At 65.1% G+C, this 16,231-nt stretch carries 16 protein-coding genes and 1 riboswitch; all 16 genes read left to right on the forward strand.

The window, feature by feature from the left end:
- Positions 1-37 precede the first annotated feature (37 nt).
- Positions 38-2,590, forward strand: a complete 2,553-nt coding sequence (locus KY379_RS15015) for a dermonecrotic toxin domain-containing protein (RefSeq protein ID WP_196173536.1) — start codon at positions 38-40, stop codon at positions 2,588-2,590.
- An 82-nt stretch (positions 2,591-2,672) separates the two neighbouring features.
- Positions 2,673-2,894: riboswitch (cobalamin riboswitch) on the forward strand.
- Positions 2,895-3,014: 120 nt separating this feature from the next.
- On the forward strand, positions 3,015-3,626 hold the full coding sequence (cobO, locus tag KY379_RS15020; protein ID WP_133331772.1) for a cob(I)yrinic acid a,c-diamide adenosyltransferase: 612 nt from the start codon (positions 3,015-3,017) through the stop codon (positions 3,624-3,626).
- On the forward strand, positions 3,623-4,918 hold the full coding sequence (locus KY379_RS15025; protein WP_133331773.1) for a cobyrinate a,c-diamide synthase: 1,296 nt from the start codon (positions 3,623-3,625) through the stop codon (positions 4,916-4,918). Before cobO ends, KY379_RS15025 begins: the two co-directional genes overlap by 4 nt.
- Complete coding sequence (bluB, locus tag KY379_RS15030; RefSeq protein ID WP_133331774.1) at positions 4,915-5,565, forward strand: 5,6-dimethylbenzimidazole synthase; 651 nt, start codon at positions 4,915-4,917, stop codon at positions 5,563-5,565. Before KY379_RS15025 ends, bluB begins: the two co-directional genes overlap by 4 nt.
- Positions 5,562-6,470 carry an adenosylcobinamide-phosphate synthase CbiB gene (cbiB, locus tag KY379_RS15035; RefSeq protein WP_261240614.1) on the forward strand — a complete coding sequence of 303 codons (909 nt, stop codon included), beginning with the start codon at positions 5,562-5,564 and terminating at the stop codon, positions 6,468-6,470. The genes bluB and cbiB overlap by 4 nt, the downstream gene beginning before the upstream one ends.
- On the forward strand, positions 6,463-7,455 hold the full coding sequence (gene cobD, locus KY379_RS15040; RefSeq protein WP_196173540.1) for a threonine-phosphate decarboxylase CobD: 993 nt from the start codon (positions 6,463-6,465) through the stop codon (positions 7,453-7,455). Before cbiB ends, cobD begins: the two co-directional genes overlap by 8 nt.
- Positions 7,452-8,906 (forward strand): cobyric acid synthase, encoded by a 1,455-nt coding sequence (locus KY379_RS15045; RefSeq protein WP_133331777.1) that lies wholly within the window; start codon positions 7,452-7,454, stop codon positions 8,904-8,906. Before cobD ends, KY379_RS15045 begins: the two co-directional genes overlap by 4 nt.
- Position 8,907: 1 nt before the next feature.
- Entirely contained in the window at positions 8,908-9,429 is a 522-nt protein-coding gene (gene cobU, locus KY379_RS15050) for a bifunctional adenosylcobinamide kinase/adenosylcobinamide-phosphate guanylyltransferase (RefSeq protein ID WP_133331778.1), read from the forward strand.
- Positions 9,426-10,481: a nicotinate-nucleotide--dimethylbenzimidazole phosphoribosyltransferase gene (gene cobT / locus KY379_RS15055; protein WP_261240613.1), complete on the forward strand. Its 1,056-nt coding sequence runs from the start codon at positions 9,426-9,428 to the stop codon at positions 10,479-10,481. The genes cobU and cobT overlap by 4 nt, the downstream gene beginning before the upstream one ends.
- Complete coding sequence (cobC, locus tag KY379_RS15060) at positions 10,478-11,035, forward strand: alpha-ribazole phosphatase family protein (protein WP_133331780.1); 558 nt, start codon at positions 10,478-10,480, stop codon at positions 11,033-11,035. The genes cobT and cobC overlap by 4 nt, the downstream gene beginning before the upstream one ends.
- A gap of 1 nt (position 11,036) precedes the next feature.
- On the forward strand, positions 11,037-11,765 hold the full coding sequence (locus KY379_RS15065) for an adenosylcobinamide-GDP ribazoletransferase (RefSeq protein WP_133331781.1): 729 nt from the start codon (positions 11,037-11,039) through the stop codon (positions 11,763-11,765).
- A gap of 110 nt (positions 11,766-11,875) precedes the next feature.
- Positions 11,876-13,057, forward strand: a complete 1,182-nt coding sequence (locus tag KY379_RS15070) for a glycoside hydrolase family 5 protein (protein WP_133331782.1) — start codon at positions 11,876-11,878, stop codon at positions 13,055-13,057.
- Positions 13,058-13,234: 177 nt separating this feature from the next.
- Complete coding sequence (locus KY379_RS15075) at positions 13,235-14,437, forward strand: MFS transporter (RefSeq protein WP_306466534.1); 1,203 nt, start codon at positions 13,235-13,237, stop codon at positions 14,435-14,437.
- Complete coding sequence (locus KY379_RS15080; RefSeq protein ID WP_261240612.1) at positions 14,434-14,556, forward strand: hypothetical protein; 123 nt, start codon at positions 14,434-14,436, stop codon at positions 14,554-14,556. Before KY379_RS15075 ends, KY379_RS15080 begins: the two co-directional genes overlap by 4 nt.
- Before the next feature lie 45 nt (positions 14,557-14,601).
- Entirely contained in the window at positions 14,602-15,150 is a 549-nt protein-coding gene (locus KY379_RS15085) for a glutathione peroxidase (RefSeq protein ID WP_133332258.1), read from the forward strand.
- A 42-nt stretch (positions 15,151-15,192) separates the two neighbouring features.
- Positions 15,193-15,933 carry an SDR family oxidoreductase gene (locus tag KY379_RS15090; protein ID WP_261240611.1) on the forward strand — a complete coding sequence of 247 codons (741 nt, stop codon included), beginning with the start codon at positions 15,193-15,195 and terminating at the stop codon, positions 15,931-15,933.
- The last annotated feature ends 298 nt before the right edge of the window (positions 15,934-16,231 follow it).

Raw genomic sequence — 16,231 nt, forward strand, 5'->3', positions numbered from 1 at the left:
AGCATGTCGTCTCCTTTCAATGTTCTTGGAGACGATCATGCTGGATGTTCTAGCTGGGTTGCGGCACAACCTCAAGGTAATGGGGTGTGCGCGTGAGCTTGCCAAGCTCGCGGACGACCTGCTGCGTGACTACCCCGAGCCCCTGACCCTCGCCCGTCGTCAGGCCCGCACGATCCTGCAACGCCACACCGGTAAGCAATGGGATCCGGATCATGTGTGGTGGCACCAATTCAATACGGCCGTCTCGAGCCCGCGCAGTTTCACCGGTTTCGTCCACTATCAGCGGCCGATCAAGTCGTTGCGCTTTACCGAGTTGATGATCGAGCGCTTCTCCCCGGGCTTTCAGGAGGCCAGCGACGAGCTCGAGCTGTATGGCGGTTTCTATCGTCAGGGGCCCGATGCCACCGCCTTCGACGAGCACAATGAAGTACCGCTGCTGGGGCGGGATGTTCAGCACGATTTCTGGGCGCTGGATTTCGGCCAGCAGGTCCGCGAGCAGGTTGACGCATTCTGGGTCGCCCATGGCCAGGGCTTCCAATTGCTGGCCAAGGTCAGCTGGCTTGCCCAGTGCAAGGCTGCCCAGCGCGACGGCTTGATCGGCAGCGAGGATGCCGATGCCCTGCGTGCCGAGGTGGCGCAAGCGTTCACCGATGCCAGCCTGGTGCCGACGATGGCGCTGTTGCGCTCAGGCGCCAGCGCCGGTCTTTGGTCGGTCAATGCTTACCCGGGCACCGCCCTGGGCACTGCCGGGTTCTACCTGTTGCACGGTGCCGAGGGGCGCGTGGTGTGGTACATGCCCTACGACCGCCAACCACTGCGCGCCTTTGCCAGCGGCAACGACCTTGCGCATTGGCTGCGTCTGCGCTTGCAGACGCCGGCAGGCTTCGATCAGGTACTGCAACAGGTGGCACCTGATCCAAGCCTGGATGTCGATACCGATGTTGCCCGTACCGCACTGCGGCAGTTGGCCGACAGCGCCGACGACGTCAGCGCGTGGGCGCTGATCCAGGCGCGCTGCAGGCCGGTTAGCGGAGGTCTGTTCGCCAAGCTAGCAGCGGATGCCGCGCAGAACATGCGCCGCACCGCTGAAATGATCACCGACAACCACCGCTTGCGCGAAGCGATGTTCAGCGGCTACCTCGCCGTCGGGATTCGCTTTGCCTGCTACTTCGCGCCCCTGCTGGGTGGTCTGGGTCTGGCCGGCGCTGCGGTGGGCACACTGAAGCTGGCGGTCGACCTCGACCTGGTCACCCAGGCGCGCACGCTGCGCGAGCGCAACGCCAGTCTCCGCGCGGCCATCATGGATGCGATCTTCGTCACCTTGAGCATGGTGGAAATGAACGCTGCGACCCTGGCCAGCCATGCTTCCGTTGCCTACATGTCGCCGTTTCATGAAGCGGAGGTCTCTTTGGCCGAGTGGAGCGAAGCCGCTTCGCCCCAGGAAGCCCTGCGGGGGCAGGAGGGTAATGAAGTCCTCGACGACAAGTGGGTTGGCAGCGACGAGTTGCGTGGCATCCGGGTCGGCGACAACGGCGCTTGCTGGATCGAACTGGACGGACTGCCTTACCGTGTGCGTTACAGCAATGAGCTCAAGCATTGGCTGATCGTCGACCCTGACAATCCGTTCGCCTTCGGCCCCCTGCGTCCGGTGCGTCTGGATGCTCAGGGCCGATGGCGCTTGCTGGAGCCACCGCGCTTGATCGGCGGGTCGCCACCGGTAGTGTCCAGCGCCGAACCGTCTGCGTTCTGGGACGAGTACATGCGCCTCGACGAAGCGCGCAGCGTCGCCATGTCCGATGCAGCTCTGGCGCGACATGAAGCGTTGCTCGAAGGGCAGCAGATTGCCCAGGTGGAGCATGAAACCGACCTTCACGTCGATGGCGAAGGCTTCAGCTATGCCGATGATGAAGGTGTGCCCGAGTACACCTACAAGCTCGATGGCCAATACCGCAACGGGCTTATCGAGATCTACACGGCGGACGACTCGATCAACGACTATCTGCGCCACGGTACCCGCGATTTCACGGCTGCCGATGAAGTCTCCTTCCTCAACAAGCTCGCTGACTCGATGGAATTGCTGCCAACCAGCCCACAGGTGCCGCTGTTCCGCGGGGGTCATGGGGTGCGCGGCACCAGTGGCCAGGCGCTGCGCGGCGGGCCGTTGCAGGTGGGGGACACCTTGGTCAACACCGACCTGATGTCCTTCACTGAAAATCCGTACGAAGTCCGGCAGTTCGCCTCCGACCCCGAGCAGCAGGCGAGCAGTGGCCAGGCCGGTTTGTTCGACGACACCTCGGTGGTCTTTGAATTGCCCGCGGGGGCCTACAGCAAGGGGGTACCGATAACGGCGTTTTCGGCCAACCGTCTCGAGTCGGAGACCTTGTTCTTGCCCGGCTCGTACTTTCGCATCGAGGCGCTGACTGAAATCGCCGGTGTGGACTATCGGTTCCTCAAGGTCAAGTTACGCCAGGTGGCCAAGCCACAGGATGCCGTAGTGTACGAATTGCGCACCGGTCAGGCCTTCGACAAAGCGGCCTATACCCAGCGCCTGGGTGACGCGGAACTGGTCGAGCGCTTTTTCGGCGCCTGATCGGCGCTGCCAACCGGGGCGGGCGATCGGGTGTGGGCCGATTCACCCGTGTTCGATTGACGCTCCGGGTGCAACCCTCTAACCTTCGCGGCGTGTTTCAGGTGCCCTGCCAGCTTGTCTGGGCAGGGTGAAACTGGGAAGTCGGTGGGCGCCAGCAAGGCGCGATTCCGGCGCTGCCCCCGCAACGGTAGGTGAGATGATGGTCGCGCATGGCCACTGGGTAGCGGTACCCGGGAAGGCGCGCAGGCCTGGGACCCGTTCCCACTCACGAGCCCGGAGACCGGCCTGTTACTGCCAACGGCATCACGGAGGGTGATGCGCGGTGCACCGTGGCCCGTGGCCGCGGCTCCTGCGCGTTCTCCGTTTGCCTGCCTATCGATCTGTCGCCGCTTTTTCCCGTGGCGTCAGCCAGCGGAGACCCCTGATGAGCGAATCCACCGAACGCGACGAACGCCACTTGGCGCGCATGCAGCGCAAGAAGGCGGTCATCGACGAGCGTATCGCCAATTCCCCCAACGAGTGCGGCCTGCTGCTGGTCTTGACCGGCAACGGCAAGGGCAAGAGCAGCTCGGCCTTCGGCATGCTCGCCCGGGCCTTGGGTCATGGCATGCAGTGTGGTGTGGTGCAGTTCATCAAGGGCCGCAACAGCACCGGCGAAGAGCTGTTCTTCCGGCGTTTCCCCGAACAGGTGCGCTACCACGTCATGGGCGAAGGCTTTACCTGGGAAACCCAGGATCGTCAGCGCGATATCGCCGCTGCTGAAGCGGCCTGGGCGGTTTCGCGTCAGTTGTTGCAGGACCCTTCTGTGCAGTTCGTGGTGCTCGACGAGCTGAACATCGCCCTCAAGCATGGTTACCTCGATCTCGATCAGGTGCTGGCCGACCTCCAGGCCCGTCCGCCCATGCAGCATGTGATCGTCACCGGTCGTGCGGCCAAGCCAGAAATGATCGACATGGCGGACACCGTGACCGAGATGGGCATGCTCAAGCATGCCTTCCAGGCCGGCATCCGCGCGCAGAAGGGCGTCGAACTGTGAGCCAAGCGCGTCACTGCCCGGCTGTGTTGATCGCGGCTCCGGCCTCCGGTCAAGGCAAGACCACCGTCACCGCGGCGTTGGCCCGGCTGCACCGAAACCTCGGGCGCAAGGTCCGGGTGTTCAAGTGCGGGCCTGACTTTCTCGATCCGATGATTCTCGAGCGCGCCAGTGGCGCCCCGGTCTATCAGCTCGACCTGTGGATGATCGGTGCCCAGGAAAGCCGCCGCCTGTTGTGGGAAGCAGCGGGGGATGCCGACCTGATCCTCATCGAAGGGGTCATGGGCCTATTCGACGGTACCCCGTCCAGCGCCGACCTGGCGCGGCATTTCGGCGTGCCGGTACTGGCGGTGATCGATGGCACTGCCATGGCCCAGACCTTTGGCGCCTTGGCCCTGGGCTTGGCCCGTTATCAGGCCGATCTGCCGTTTGCCGGGGTGCTGGCCAACCGCGTCGGCAGCCTGCGTCACGCGCAACTGCTCGAAGGCAGCCTGACCGAAGGCCTGCGTTGGTATGGCGGGCTGTCGCGCGAGCGTGGTATCGAGTTGCCCAGTCGGCATCTGGGCCTGGTGCAGGCCAGCGAACTCAACGATTTGGATGCTCGCCTGGACGCTGCCGCCGAAGCGCTCGGCGCCAGTTGCGATGCTGCCCTGCCGCCACCAGTGGCCTTCGCCGAACCCGAGCCGCAAGCGCTCGCCGCCTCGCTGACCGGCGTGCGCATCGGCGTGGCGCGGGACGAGGCGTTCGCCTTCACCTATGGTGCCAACCTCGACCTGTTGCGCCAGTTGGGCGCGCAGTTGGAATTCTTCTCGCCGTTGCACGACCGCGAATTGCCATTGGTCGACAGCCTGTACTTGCCGGGTGGCTATCCCGAGTTGCACCATCACGCACTGGCTGCCAACGCGCCGATGAGCGAGGCGATACGCGCTCACCACGCTGCCGGCAAGCCCTTGCTGGCGGAGTGTGGCGGCATGCTCTACCTGCTCGAGGCACTGACCGATGTGGCCGGTGAGCGCGCTGAGCTGCTCGGCCTGCTGGCAGGCGAGGCGACCATGCAGAAGCGTCTGGCGGCCTTGGCTCTGCAAGCGGTGGAATTGCCCGAAGGCACCTTGCGGGGCCACACCTACCACCACTCGCTGACCAGTACTGAACTGCAGCCGATCGCTCGCGGCCAGAGCCCGAATGGCGGGCGTGGCAACGAAGCGGTCTATCGTCAGGGGCGCCTGACCGCCTCGTATGTGCACTTCTACTTCCCCTCCAGCCCCGAAGCGACGGCGGCGCTGCTGCGACCATGAGCGAGCACGCCTATAGCGCCGCCGAGCGCGCAGCCATCTATCGGGTCATCGGCGAGCGTCGCGACATGCGCCATTTCGCTGCAGGTTCGGTGTCCCCTGAAGTGCTCCACCGACTGCTGGCCGCCGCGCACCAGGCTCCCAGTGTCGGCCTGATGCAGCCGTGGCGGTTCATCCGTATCAGCCAGCGCGAGCTGCGCGGGCGCATCCAGGAGCTGGTCGAAGCGGAGCGGGTACGCACGGCCGAGGCACTGGGCGAGCGCTCCGACGCGTTCATGCAGCTCAAGGTCGAAGGCATCGATGACTGCGCCGAAGTGTTGGTGGCGGCCTTGATGGACAAGCGCGACGCGCACATTTTCGGTCGCCGCACCCTGCCGGAAATGGACCTGGCCTCGCTCGCCTGCGCTATCCAGAACCTCTGGCTCGCAGCCCGGGCCGAGGGGCTGGGCATGGGCTGGGTATCGTTGTTCGATCCGCAGGCTTTGGCCGAGCTGCTGGGCATGCCCGCCGGGGCCAAGCCGGTGGCTGTGCTGTGTCTGGGGCCGGTCCACGAATTCTACGCCGCGCCCATGCTGGTACAGGAGCAGTGGGCCGAAGAGAGGCCCCTGAGCGACATGCTGTTTGAAAACCGTTGGGGAGAGCAACCATGAGCGTGGCCTTGCTGACCGTTGCGGGGGTGGCGTTGGATGCCTTGCTCGGTGAACCGAAGCGGCGTCACCCCTTGGTGGGCTTCGGTAACTTGGCCGCGAGCCTGGAGCGGCGTCTGAATGCCGGTGGGCGAGGCTGGCGCAGCCATGGCGTGAGCGCCTGGTTCCTGGCCGTGGTGCCCTTGACTCTGGTGGCGTTGATCCTGTCCTGGCTGCCCGGTATCGGCTGGCTGGTGGACGTGCTGGCGTTGTACTGCGCCCTAGGGCTGCGCAGCCTGGGCGAGCATGTGCTGCCGGTGGCCAATGCCCTGCGCCTGGGCGATCTGGCGGAGGCGCGGCGGCGGGTTGGCTATCTGGTCAGCCGGGAAACCCGTGAGCTGGACGAGCCCGCCGTGGCGCGAGCGGCCACCGAGTCGGTATTGGAGAACGGTAGCGACGCGGTATTCGCCGCGCTGTTCTGGTTCGTGGTGGCAGGCGCCCCCGGCGTGGTGTTGTATCGCCTGAGCAATACCCTCGACGCCATGTGGGGCTATCGCAACGAGCGCTTCGAGCGTTTCGGCTGGTGCGCGGCACGCATCGATGACGTCCTCAATTACGTCCCGGCACGGCTGGTGGCGCTGACCTACGCGGTGCTTGGCAAGACCCGTCTGGCCCTGAGCTGCTGGCGCCAGCAGGCGCCGCGGTGGGACAGCCCCAACGCCGGACCGGTGATGGCAGCCGGTGCCGGGGCCTTGGCGGTCGAACTGGGCGGGCCTGCGGTGTATCACGGCGAGTTGCACGAGCGCCCGTGCCTGGGCGAGGGACCGATGGCCGACGCCGACGCCATCGAGCGTGGCTGGACCCTGGTACAGCGTGGCGTTTGGTTGTGGTTGCTGCTGATCGCGCTGGGAGGCTATCTCTATGCTTGAACACGGTGGCCGCCTGTTGCGGGCGGTGCGGCATTACGGCATCGCGCGTGAGCACTGGCTGGACCTGTCCAGCGGCATTGCTCCCTGGCCGTTCCCGATCCCGTCGATTGCGCTGGAGGCGTGGGCCCGCCTGCCGGAAACCGAGGATGGCCTGGAAGAGGCGGCGCGGGGCTACTACGGCGTCCGCCAGTTGTTGCCGGTGGCTGGTTCGCAGGCTGCGATCCAGGCTTTGCCGACCCTACGCCCCGTGGGCCGGGTCGGCGTGCTGTCGCCATGCTATGCCGAGCATCCACTGGCCTGGCAGCGCGCCGGACACAGGTTGGTCGAACTCGATGATGACGCGGTAGATGCAGCGATCGACAGCCTCGACGTGCTGGTATTGGTCAACCCCAACAACCCCACTGGCCGCTGCGTTGCGCGCGAGCGTTTGTTGGGCTGGCATGCACGGCTGGCTGCGCGGGGTGGCTGGCTGGTGGTCGACGAGGCGTTCATGGACAACACGCCTGCCCTCAGCGTGATCGACTGCGCCGAACGCCCGGGCCTGATCGTGTTGCGCTCGTTCGGCAAGTTCTTCGGTCTGGCCGGGGTGCGGCTGGGCTGCGTGGTCGCCGATCTGCCGTTGTTGCAGCGTCTGGCCGAGTCGCTCGGGCCGTGGACCGTCAGCGGCCCGACCCGGGTGCTGGCGCAATCCTGTTTCGCCGATCAGGCCGCCCATGGTCGCCAGATCGTGCGCTGCAATGCAGCCAGCCAGCGCCTGGCCACGTTGTTACGTGAGCACGGCCTGGCGCCAGCCGGCGGCTGCGATCTGTTCCAGTACGTACGCTGCGAACGCGCCGCGCAGTTGCATGATTTTCTCGCCCGCCGCGGCATCCTCGTGCGGCTGTTCGAGCAGCCTGCGGCGCTGCGCTTGGGCTTGCCCGCCAACGACGCGGACGAACGACGCCTGGCCCAGGCGCTGGCCGCCTATCAGAAGGAAACGGCATGACCACCCTCATGGTGCAAGGCACCACCTCCGATGCCGGCAAGAGCACGCTGGTCACCGCCCTGTGCCGTTGGCTGCTGCGCCAGGGCATCGGCGTGGTGCCGTTCAAACCGCAGAACATGGCCCTCAACAGTGCCGTTACCGCCGACGGTGGCGAGATCGGCCGGGCCCAGGCGGTGCAGGCCCAGGCTTGCCGGCTGGCGCCGCACACCGATATGAACCCGGTGTTGCTCAAGCCCAACAGTGATACCGGGGCCCAGGTGATCATCCATGGCCGTGCGGTCACCAGCATGAATGCAGTGGCTTACCACGACTACAAGGCCATCGCCATGCAGGCGGTTCTGGCGTCGCACCAGCGCCTGGGCGCCGCCTTTCCGGTGGTGATGGTCGAAGGGGCGGGCTCGCCTGCCGAGATCAATCTGCGTGCCGGCGATATCGCCAACATGGGCTTCGCCGAGGCGGTCGACTGCCCGGTGATCCTGGTGGCCGACATCAACCGCGGTGGCGTGTTCGCCCACCTGGTCGGTACCCTCGAGTTGCTTTCGCCCAGCGAGCAGGCGCGGGTCAAGGGTTTCGTCATCAATCGCTTCCGGGGTGATATCGCCTTGCTGCAACCGGGCCTGGACTGGCTGGAACAGCGCACCGGCAAACCGGTGCTGGGCGTGCTGCCATATGTCACCGACCTGCACCTGGAAGCCGAGGACGCCATCGACGTGCGCCAGGCGGTCAAGGGTGAGCGGGTGCTCAAGGTGATCGTCCCGGTGCTACCGCGCATCAGCAACCACACCGATTTCGATCCATTGCGCCTGCATCCGCAGGTGGACCTGCAATTCATCGGCCCCGGCCAACCGATTCCGCCGGCGGACCTGATCATCCTTCCCGGCTCCAAGAGCGTGCGCGGTGACCTGGCTCAGTTGCGTGCGCGCGGTTGGGACAGCGCCATCGCCCGGCACCTTCGCTATGGCGGCAAGCTCATCGGCATCTGTGGAGGCTTGCAGATGCTCGGTCACCAGGTGCACGACCCGCTAGGCCTGGAAGGCCCGGCTGGGTCCAGCCCTGGACTTGGCCTGCTCGACTACGCCACGGTGCTGGAAGCCGACAAGCAGCTGCGCAACGTCGCCGGCACCTTGAACCTGGAGAAAGCGGCGGTTGCCGGCTATGAGATTCATGCTGGCGTGACCAGCGGCCCGGCGCTGGAACACCCTGCCTTACAGCTTGCCGATGGACGTTGCGACGGTGCGATCAGCGCCGATGGGCAGATTCTCGCGACCTATCTGCATGGCCTTTTCGAGGGCAGTGCGTCCTGTGCAGCCCTGCTGCGTTGGGCAGGCCTTGAGGATGTGCAGACGGTCGACTACGAGGCCCTGCGCGAACGCGACATCGAACGCCTTGCGGACCTGGTGGAAAACCATCTGGACACCGCGCTGCTGCGCCAACTCTGTGGAGTCGCCTGAGATGCGCAACCTGATTCTCGGCGGTGCCCGGTCGGGCAAGAGCCGTCTGGCCGAGCAACTGGCCAGCGACAGTGGCTTGCCGGTCACCTACATCGCCACCAGCGAGCCGCTCGACGGCGAAATGAATGAACGTGTGCGCCTGCACCGCCAGCGTCGACCAGCGACATGGGGACTGATCGAAGAACCCCTGGCTTTGGCCCACGTGCTGCGCACCGAGGCTGGTGCAGGGCGCTGCCTGTTGGTCGACTGCCTGACCCTGTGGCTGACCAACTTGCTGATGCTCGAAGACCCACAACGCCTGGCCAGCGAGCGTGATGCGCTGCTCGACTGCCTGGAGCAACTGCCTGGCACCCTCATCCTGGTCAGCAATGAAACCGGCCTGGGCGTAGTGCCCATGGGCGAGCTGACCCGCCGTTACATCGACCAGGCCGGTTGGCTGCACCAGGCCGTGGCCGAGCGTTGCCAGCGTGTCGTGCTGACCGTGGCCGGCCTGCCCCTCATGCTCAAAGGACCCGCATTATGACCCAGACCTGGTGGCGCGACGCGTGCCAAGCGCTTGACCAAACCGCCCTGCAGCAGGCCCGCGAGCGCCAGCGGCAATTGACCAAGCCTGCCGGTTCCCTCGGCCAGCTCGAAGGCCTGGCCGAGCGCCTGGCTGGCTTGCAAGGCTGCGAGCGGCCGAGCCTGGAGCGGGTCGCGATCGCGCTGTTCGCCGGTGACCACGGCGTGGTGGAGGAGGGCATCTCCGCCTATCCCCAGGCGGTCACCGGGCAGATGCTGCGCAACTTCGTTGGCGGTGGTGCGGCCATCAGCGTATTGGCCCGCGAACTGGGTGCCAGCCTCGATGTCGTCGACCTGGGTACCATCGACCTCGGCCTCGACCTTCCAGGCGTGCGGCACCTGCGTTTGGGGGCCGGCACCGCCAACTTCGCCCGCCAGCCGGCGATGAGCGACGAGCAGTTGCAGGCCGCGCTCCAGGCTGGGCGGGACAGCGCGCTGCGTGCCGCTGCAAGCGGGGCTCAGTTGTTCATCGGGGGAGAGATGGGCATCGGCAACACCACCGCTGCCGCCGCCGTGGCGTGCGTGCTGCTGGACTGTCCGGCGCTGGCTCTGAGCGGGCCGGGGACTGGTCTGGATCAGGCGGGAGTACGGCACAAGGCCGAAGTCATCGAGCGCGCGCGCACGCTGCATGCGCTGCAGGCCGACCAGCCGCTGCGGGCACTGGCTTGTGTCGGTGGGCTGGAAATCGCAGCGCTGACCGGGGCCTACCTGGCCTGCGCCCAAGCCGGCATCGCGGTGTTGGTCGACGGTTTCATCTGCAGCGTCGCCGCGCTGCTCGCGGTGCGCCTGAACCCGCAATGCCAGCCCTGGCTGCTGTTCGCCCACCAGGGCGCCGAGCCTGGGCATCAGGCGCTGCTCGAAAACCTGCAGGCCGAACCGCTCCTGGCGTTGGGCCTGCGCCTGGGCGAAGGCAGTGGTGCGGCCCTGGCCGTGCCACTGATGCGCTTGGCCTGTGCACTGCACGGGCAGATGGCGACCTTCGCCGAGGCGGCGGTGGCGGATCGCCCGGCATGATCCTCGACCTGCTGCGCCATGGCGAAACCGAGCTGGGCGGCGGCTTTCGCGGCAGCCTGGACGACGCGCTGACCGCCAAGGGCTGGCAGCAGATGCGCGAAGCGCTGGCCGCTGCGGGGCCATGGCAGGTCGTGGTCAGCTCCCCGTTGCAGCGCTGCGCGCGCTTCGCCGAGACCCTGGGCCTGCCCGTGCAGTCGGACGCGGACCTACAGGAACTGCATTTTGGTGAATGGGAAGGCCGGAGTGCGCTGCAAATCATGCAGGATCAGGCCGATGAGCTGGGGCGGTTCTGGGCCGATCCCTATGGCTATACGCCGCCTGGCGGCGAGCCGGTCGCCGCGTTCGCCGAGCGTGTGCAGGGGGCGGTCGCCCGCCTGGCCGCACAGCATGCCGGCAAGCGTGTGCTGCTGGTGACCCATGGCGGCGTGATGCGCCTGTTGCTGGCCAAGGCCCGTGGTCTGCCACCTGCTCAGCTGATGCAGGTGCAGGTCGGCCATGGCGCGTTGGCACGGCTGCGGGTACAGGCCGATGGCACATTGATCGAGGAGGCATGAGATGCTGCCGTTCTGGATAGCCCTGCAGTTTCTCAGCAGCTTGCCGGTGCGCCTTGCGGGCATGCCGGAACCGCGTGACATGGGGCGTTCGCTGCTGTGTTATCCGTTGGTGGGGCTGCTGTTCGGTGTGCTGCTGTGGCTGGCCAGTCATCTGCTCCAAGGAGCACCGGCGCCGTTGCAGGCCGCTTTGCTGCTGACGCTTTGGGTAGGACTCAGCGGCGCCTTGCACCTCGATGGCCTGGCCGATGCTGCCGATGCCTGGCTCGGCGGTTTCGGCGACCGTGAGCGGACCCTGCGGATCATGAAGGATCCGCGCAGCGGACCGATTGCCGTGGTGACGCTGGTGCTGACCCTGCTGCTCAAGTTCTGCGCCCTGTGGGTGCTGGTCGAGCGTGGGGCGGGTGCGTTGTTGGTGCTGGCACCGGTGGTGGGGCGGGCGGCGATGCTTGGTTTGTTCCTTGGCACACCGTATGTGCGCCAGGGCGGGTTGGGGCAGGCACTGGCCGAGCACCTGCCGCGTCGTGCAGCCGGCTGGGTACTGCTCGCCAGCGCGACGGGCTGCCTGGTGCTGGGCGGGTGGGCGGTAGTCGGCCCTCTGTTGGCGGCGGTCGTCGTATTCTTCGCCTTGCGTCGCTCGATGTGCCAGCGACTCGGCGGGACGACCGGCGACACGGCGGGCGCGCTGCTGGAGTTGCTGGAGCTCACCGTACTGCTGGGGTTGGCCCTGTAAAGACCGCAGGTGTCGCAGCAGCGGTAATGTCTGGCAATGCTTCAATCGCTGCCTGCCTGGGCGCGGGTGGGTAACCTTGGCGTTCTTGTCCCGTGGCCAGGGAGGCCCGCATGCTTCACTTCATCCTCGCCGGCTACCTGGCGTTACTGGCCATGCCCGTTTTCGCCGCCGACCTCATCGATTTCTGGAACACCCCGCGCCACGGCGGTAACAGCTTCAATCGCCTGCCGCCCGACCAAGCTTACTTCGACGCCCTGCGTCGCTATGGTGCCACCTGGGTGCGGCTGTCCTATGACAAATGGCAACCTGCGCAACGTGATTTCCTGCTCGGCAACGCCGATCAATACCAAGGCGTGCCGGCTGCCGACCTGCAGCAGTTGCGCGGCACCCTGGACCGCGCTCACCAGGCCGGTCTCAAGGTCGTCATCGCGCCGCTGTCCCTGCCCGGCATGCGCTGGTCACAGAACAACGACGGCAATTTCGACGACCGCTTGTGGCAGGACAAAGCCTATTGGTTCCAGGCGGCCGCCTTCTGGCGCGATCTGGCCGCAGAGCTCAAGGACCATCCCGCCATTGCCGCCTACAACCTGATCAACGAACCTGCACCGGAAAAGCAGGGGGGCCTTGCCGAACATGCGCCTGCCCAGCGCATGCAACAGTGGTACACAGGTGAAAAGGGCGGTGCGCGCGACCTGCCGGGTTTATACCGGCAGGTGATCGCCGCGATCCGTGAGGTCGACGGCCACACGCCGATCATGCTCGACGCCGGCTGGTTCGCAGCGGCGGATGCCTTCAGTTACTGGCCGGCCCCCATGAGCGACGACCGGGTGCTCTACAGCGTCCATATGTACGAGCCCTATGCGGCCACCAGTGCGCCAAACATGGCGCGCGAACGCCCAATCGCCTATCCCGGTCCGGCACCTTTTGCCGGTCGGCAGCAGGTATGGGGTGATCAACGCGTCGAACAGTACCTGCAACAGCCCCTGGCCTGGGCTGACGCCGTCAAGTTGCCTCGATCGCGGCTGGTGGTCGGTGAGTTCGGCTGCATGCGGCGTCTGCCGGGGTGTCGGCAGTATCTGGAGGATGTGCTGGTAGTGCTGGAGCGAAACCGCCTGCATTGGGCTTTCTACAGCTTCCGCGAGGACAGTTGGGACGGTATGGACTACGAACTGGGTTCGGCCAAGGTGCCTTGGCGGTACTGGCAGGCGATCGAGCAAGGTATCCCAGACCCTTTGCCACGCCGGGCGACGCCTGAATTCGAGCCGATTCGCAAGCGCCTTGATGCTGACTGACTCCAGCCTGATCATGAAACTTCTTGTAATAGCCCTGTTGCAGGTATAAAGACCTGTCCATGCGCTGCCGTTGAACCCTTCGGTGTGCGAACGGATAGAGCTGTCCCAGCAGCAGACAGCTCACGACTACAAACGGGCTTGAGCCCGTAGACCTTGCGATGGCTGGAGACAAAGACAATGACATCGGTGTGGCGAACCAGCGGCTGGGTTCTTTTCGGCGCGGCGCTGATCCTGGCGCTTTCGTTGGGCGTACGGCATGGCTTCGGCCTGTTTCTGGCGCCGATGAGTGCGGATTTTGGCTGGGGGCGTGGTGTGTTTGCCTTCGCCATAGCCCTGCAGAACCTGATATGGGGTCTGGCCCAGCCCTTTGCCGGGGCTCTGGCCGATCGCTGGGGGGCGGCGCGGGTGGTCATCATCGGCGGCATCCTCTATGCAGCCGGATTGATGTTCATGAGCATGGCCGACTCGGCGCTGTCGCTTTCGCTCAGTGCAGGCTTGCTGATCGGTATCGGGCTTTCCGGAACCTCGTTCTCAGTGATCCTTGGCGTGGTCGGGCGCGCGGTGCCAGCGGAAAAACGCAGCATTGCCATGGGCATTGCCAGCGCGGCCGGCTCCTTCGGCCAGTTCGCCATGCTGCCCGGCACACTCGGCCTGATCCACTGGCTCGGTTGGTCTTCGGCATTGCTGGTGCTGGGATTGCTGGTGGCGTTGATTGTGCCGCTGGTGGGCATGCTGCGTGACCGTCCGTTGCCCAGCCACGGGACCGAGCAGACGCTTGGCCAGGCATTGCGCGAAGCCTGTTCGCATTCAGGGTTCTGGTTGCTGGCGCTGGGCTTTTTCGTGTGTGGTTTCCAGGTCGTCTTTATCGGCGTGCATCTGCCGGCCTACCTGGTGGATCAGCATCTGGCGGCTACCACCGGAACCACGGTGCTGGCGCTGGTCGGTTTGTTCAATATCGTCGGTACCTATACAGCCGGCTGGCTTGGCGGACGCATGTCCAAGCCGCGCTTGCTCAGTGCGCTTTACCTGCTGCGTGGGGGCGTCATCGTGCTGTTCCTGTGGGCGCCGGTAACGCAATTCAGCGCCTACCTGTTCGGCATCGCCATGGGCTTGCTGTGGCTGTCGACGGTGCCCTTGACCAACGGTACCGTGGCCACGGTGTTCGGCGTGCGTAACTTGTCCATGCTCGGTGGCATCGTGTTCCTGTTCCACCAACTGGGTGCGTTTCTCGGCGGCTGGCTGGGCGGTCTGGTGTACGACCGCACCGGCAGTTATGACCTCGTCTGGCAGATTTCGATCCTGCTCAGCGTGCTGGCTGCAGTGCTGAACTGGCCGGTGCGGGAGCAACCGGTCGCGCGCCTGCAGGGGCAGACAGCATGAGTCGGTCATTGCTGCGCTGGCTCATGGCTGCGGCGCTGTTGTTGGTGATGGGGCTGGCGTGGTGGGGCTGGCAAAGTGGCGGATTGGCGTTGATGCAACTGGGCATGGGCGTCTGTTAAGCGCTAACCTGCAGGTTCACGACCCGTTAGCAGGAGTACCACACGATGCGCGCACCTTGGTTGATGTTGCCGGTGCTGGGTATGCTGAGCGCCACGAGCTGGGCAGGGGATTGCCCGGCGCTATTGCAGGGTAGCTTGCCGGAGTTGCGTGGCAAGGGCCAGGTGGATCTGTGCGAGCGCTTTGCCGGCAAACCGTTGGTGGTGATCAACACCGCCAGCTATTGTGGATTCGCCCCACAGTTCGAAGGGCTTGAAGCCACCTACAAGGAGTATCACGACCAAGGCCTGGAAATGCTCGGCGTGCCGTCCAACGACTTCAAGCAGGAGGACCGCGATGCCGAGAATACGGCCAAGGTCTGTTACGCGAACTATGGCGTGACCTTCACCATGACCAAGGCCCAGCCGGTGCGCGGCAAGGATGCGATTCCTTTGTTCGTGGAACTGGCGAGCCAGAGCAGTGCGCCGAAATGGAATTTCTACAAGTATGTGGTGGATCGCCAAGGTAAGGTGGTTGCCGACTTTTCCAGCCTGACCAAACCCGATGACCCGGCATTCCGGGCTGCGATCGAAAAGGCCATCGCTTCGGAACCTTGATGGGGTCGTGGCTATCGGCCCTACCTGCACAGGAGTGTTTCAATGAGCACACAAACTTCACGAGTGGCCATCGTCACTGGCGGCTCCCGGGGCATCGGCAGGGCGATCGCCTTGCGCCTGGCTGCCGATGGTTTTGCGGTAGTGGTCAATTATGCTGGCGATGTCGCGAGCGCCCAGGCGACCGTGTCGACCATCGAAGCTGCCGGTGGCAGGGCCATTGCTGTTCAAGGTGACGTGGCGCAGCCGCTGGAGGTTGCCAAGCTCTTCGCTGAAGCAAAGGAGGCGTTCGGTCGGCTCGATGTGGTGGTCAACAGTGCCGGGGTCATGCCGACGGTAAGTATCGATGAGGCCAATCTCGATGCGTTCGATCGGACCATCGCTACCAACCTGCGAGGGGCGTTCCTGGTGCTGGCGCAAGCGGCGCAGCATCTGGGAGAGGGTGGTCGGATCATCGCCTTGACCACTAGTGTGATTGCCAAGGCGTTTCCCGGTTATGGGCCGTATATCGCCAGCAAGGCGGGGGTCGAGGGTTTGGTGCATGTGTTGGCCAACGAACTGCGGGGACGCAACATTACCGTCAATGCTATTGCGCCTGGGCCTGTGGGGACTGAGTTGTTCTTCAAGGGCAAGAGCGATGAGACGATTGCCAACATTGCCAAGCAGGCGCCTATGGAGCGGATCGGGACACCGGAAGAGATCGCTGGGGCTGTTGCTTTCCTGGCAGGGCCTGATGGTGCTTGGGTCAATTCGCAGGTCGTACGGGTTAACGGTGGTTTTGCCTGAGTTGCCTTTGCTTTTGCTTCTAGGTGCGCGGTAGCTCAGGCACAGGTGATTGCGACTTCAGGTGGCCGTTGTCATGGGACAGGTCCACCAAAAAAGGTTCTTCACGGAATGTCGGGGAGCTTGGCTTGGCTTGGCTTGGCATCTAGATCGTGAGCTGATCCATTGTGTGTAGTGGCGCTTCTGGCCCCTTCCGCCTTTACGGCGGGTCCCTTTTGTCTTGGTGTATGGACCGGACACATGGTGGACACATGTACGGGGACATGGTTGACACTTTTCGGCAAGCAAACCTGCCGGGAAT

Source organism: Pseudomonas sp. HD6422, assembly GCF_025377065.1.
Taxonomy (GTDB): domain Bacteria; phylum Pseudomonadota; class Gammaproteobacteria; order Pseudomonadales; family Pseudomonadaceae; genus Aquipseudomonas; species Aquipseudomonas putida_U.

What these genes read in the sequence shown, in the direction of transcription:
- cobT (WP_261240613.1), top strand. Translation starts at nt 9,426, where the DNA reads ATGACCCAGACCTGGTGGCGCGACGCGTGCCAAGCGCTTGACCAAACC.
- KY379_RS15090 (WP_261240611.1), top strand. Translation starts at nt 15,193, where the DNA reads ATGAGCACACAAACTTCACGAGTGGCCATCGTCACTGGCGGCTCCCGG.
- KY379_RS15085 (WP_133332258.1), top strand. Translation starts at nt 14,602, where the DNA reads ATGCGCGCACCTTGGTTGATGTTGCCGGTGCTGGGTATGCTGAGCGCC.
- KY379_RS15045 (WP_133331777.1), top strand. Translation starts at nt 7,452, where the DNA reads ATGACCACCCTCATGGTGCAAGGCACCACCTCCGATGCCGGCAAGAGC.
- cobU (WP_133331778.1), top strand. Translation starts at nt 8,908, where the DNA reads ATGCGCAACCTGATTCTCGGCGGTGCCCGGTCGGGCAAGAGCCGTCTG.
- bluB (WP_133331774.1), top strand. Translation starts at nt 4,915, where the DNA reads ATGAGCGAGCACGCCTATAGCGCCGCCGAGCGCGCAGCCATCTATCGG.
- cbiB (WP_261240614.1), top strand. Translation starts at nt 5,562, where the DNA reads ATGAGCGTGGCCTTGCTGACCGTTGCGGGGGTGGCGTTGGATGCCTTG.
- KY379_RS15070 (WP_133331782.1), top strand. Translation starts at nt 11,876, where the DNA reads ATGCTTCACTTCATCCTCGCCGGCTACCTGGCGTTACTGGCCATGCCC.
- KY379_RS15080 (WP_261240612.1), top strand. Translation starts at nt 14,434, where the DNA reads ATGAGTCGGTCATTGCTGCGCTGGCTCATGGCTGCGGCGCTGTTGTTG.
- cobC (WP_133331780.1), top strand. Translation starts at nt 10,478, where the DNA reads ATGATCCTCGACCTGCTGCGCCATGGCGAAACCGAGCTGGGCGGCGGC.
- KY379_RS15015 (WP_196173536.1), top strand. Translation starts at nt 38, where the DNA reads ATGCTGGATGTTCTAGCTGGGTTGCGGCACAACCTCAAGGTAATGGGG.
- cobO (WP_133331772.1), top strand. Translation starts at nt 3,015, where the DNA reads ATGAGCGAATCCACCGAACGCGACGAACGCCACTTGGCGCGCATGCAG.
- KY379_RS15065 (WP_133331781.1), top strand. Translation starts at nt 11,037, where the DNA reads ATGCTGCCGTTCTGGATAGCCCTGCAGTTTCTCAGCAGCTTGCCGGTG.
- cobD (WP_196173540.1), top strand. Translation starts at nt 6,463, where the DNA reads ATGCTTGAACACGGTGGCCGCCTGTTGCGGGCGGTGCGGCATTACGGC.
- KY379_RS15075 (WP_306466534.1), top strand. Translation starts at nt 13,235, where the DNA reads ATGACATCGGTGTGGCGAACCAGCGGCTGGGTTCTTTTCGGCGCGGCG.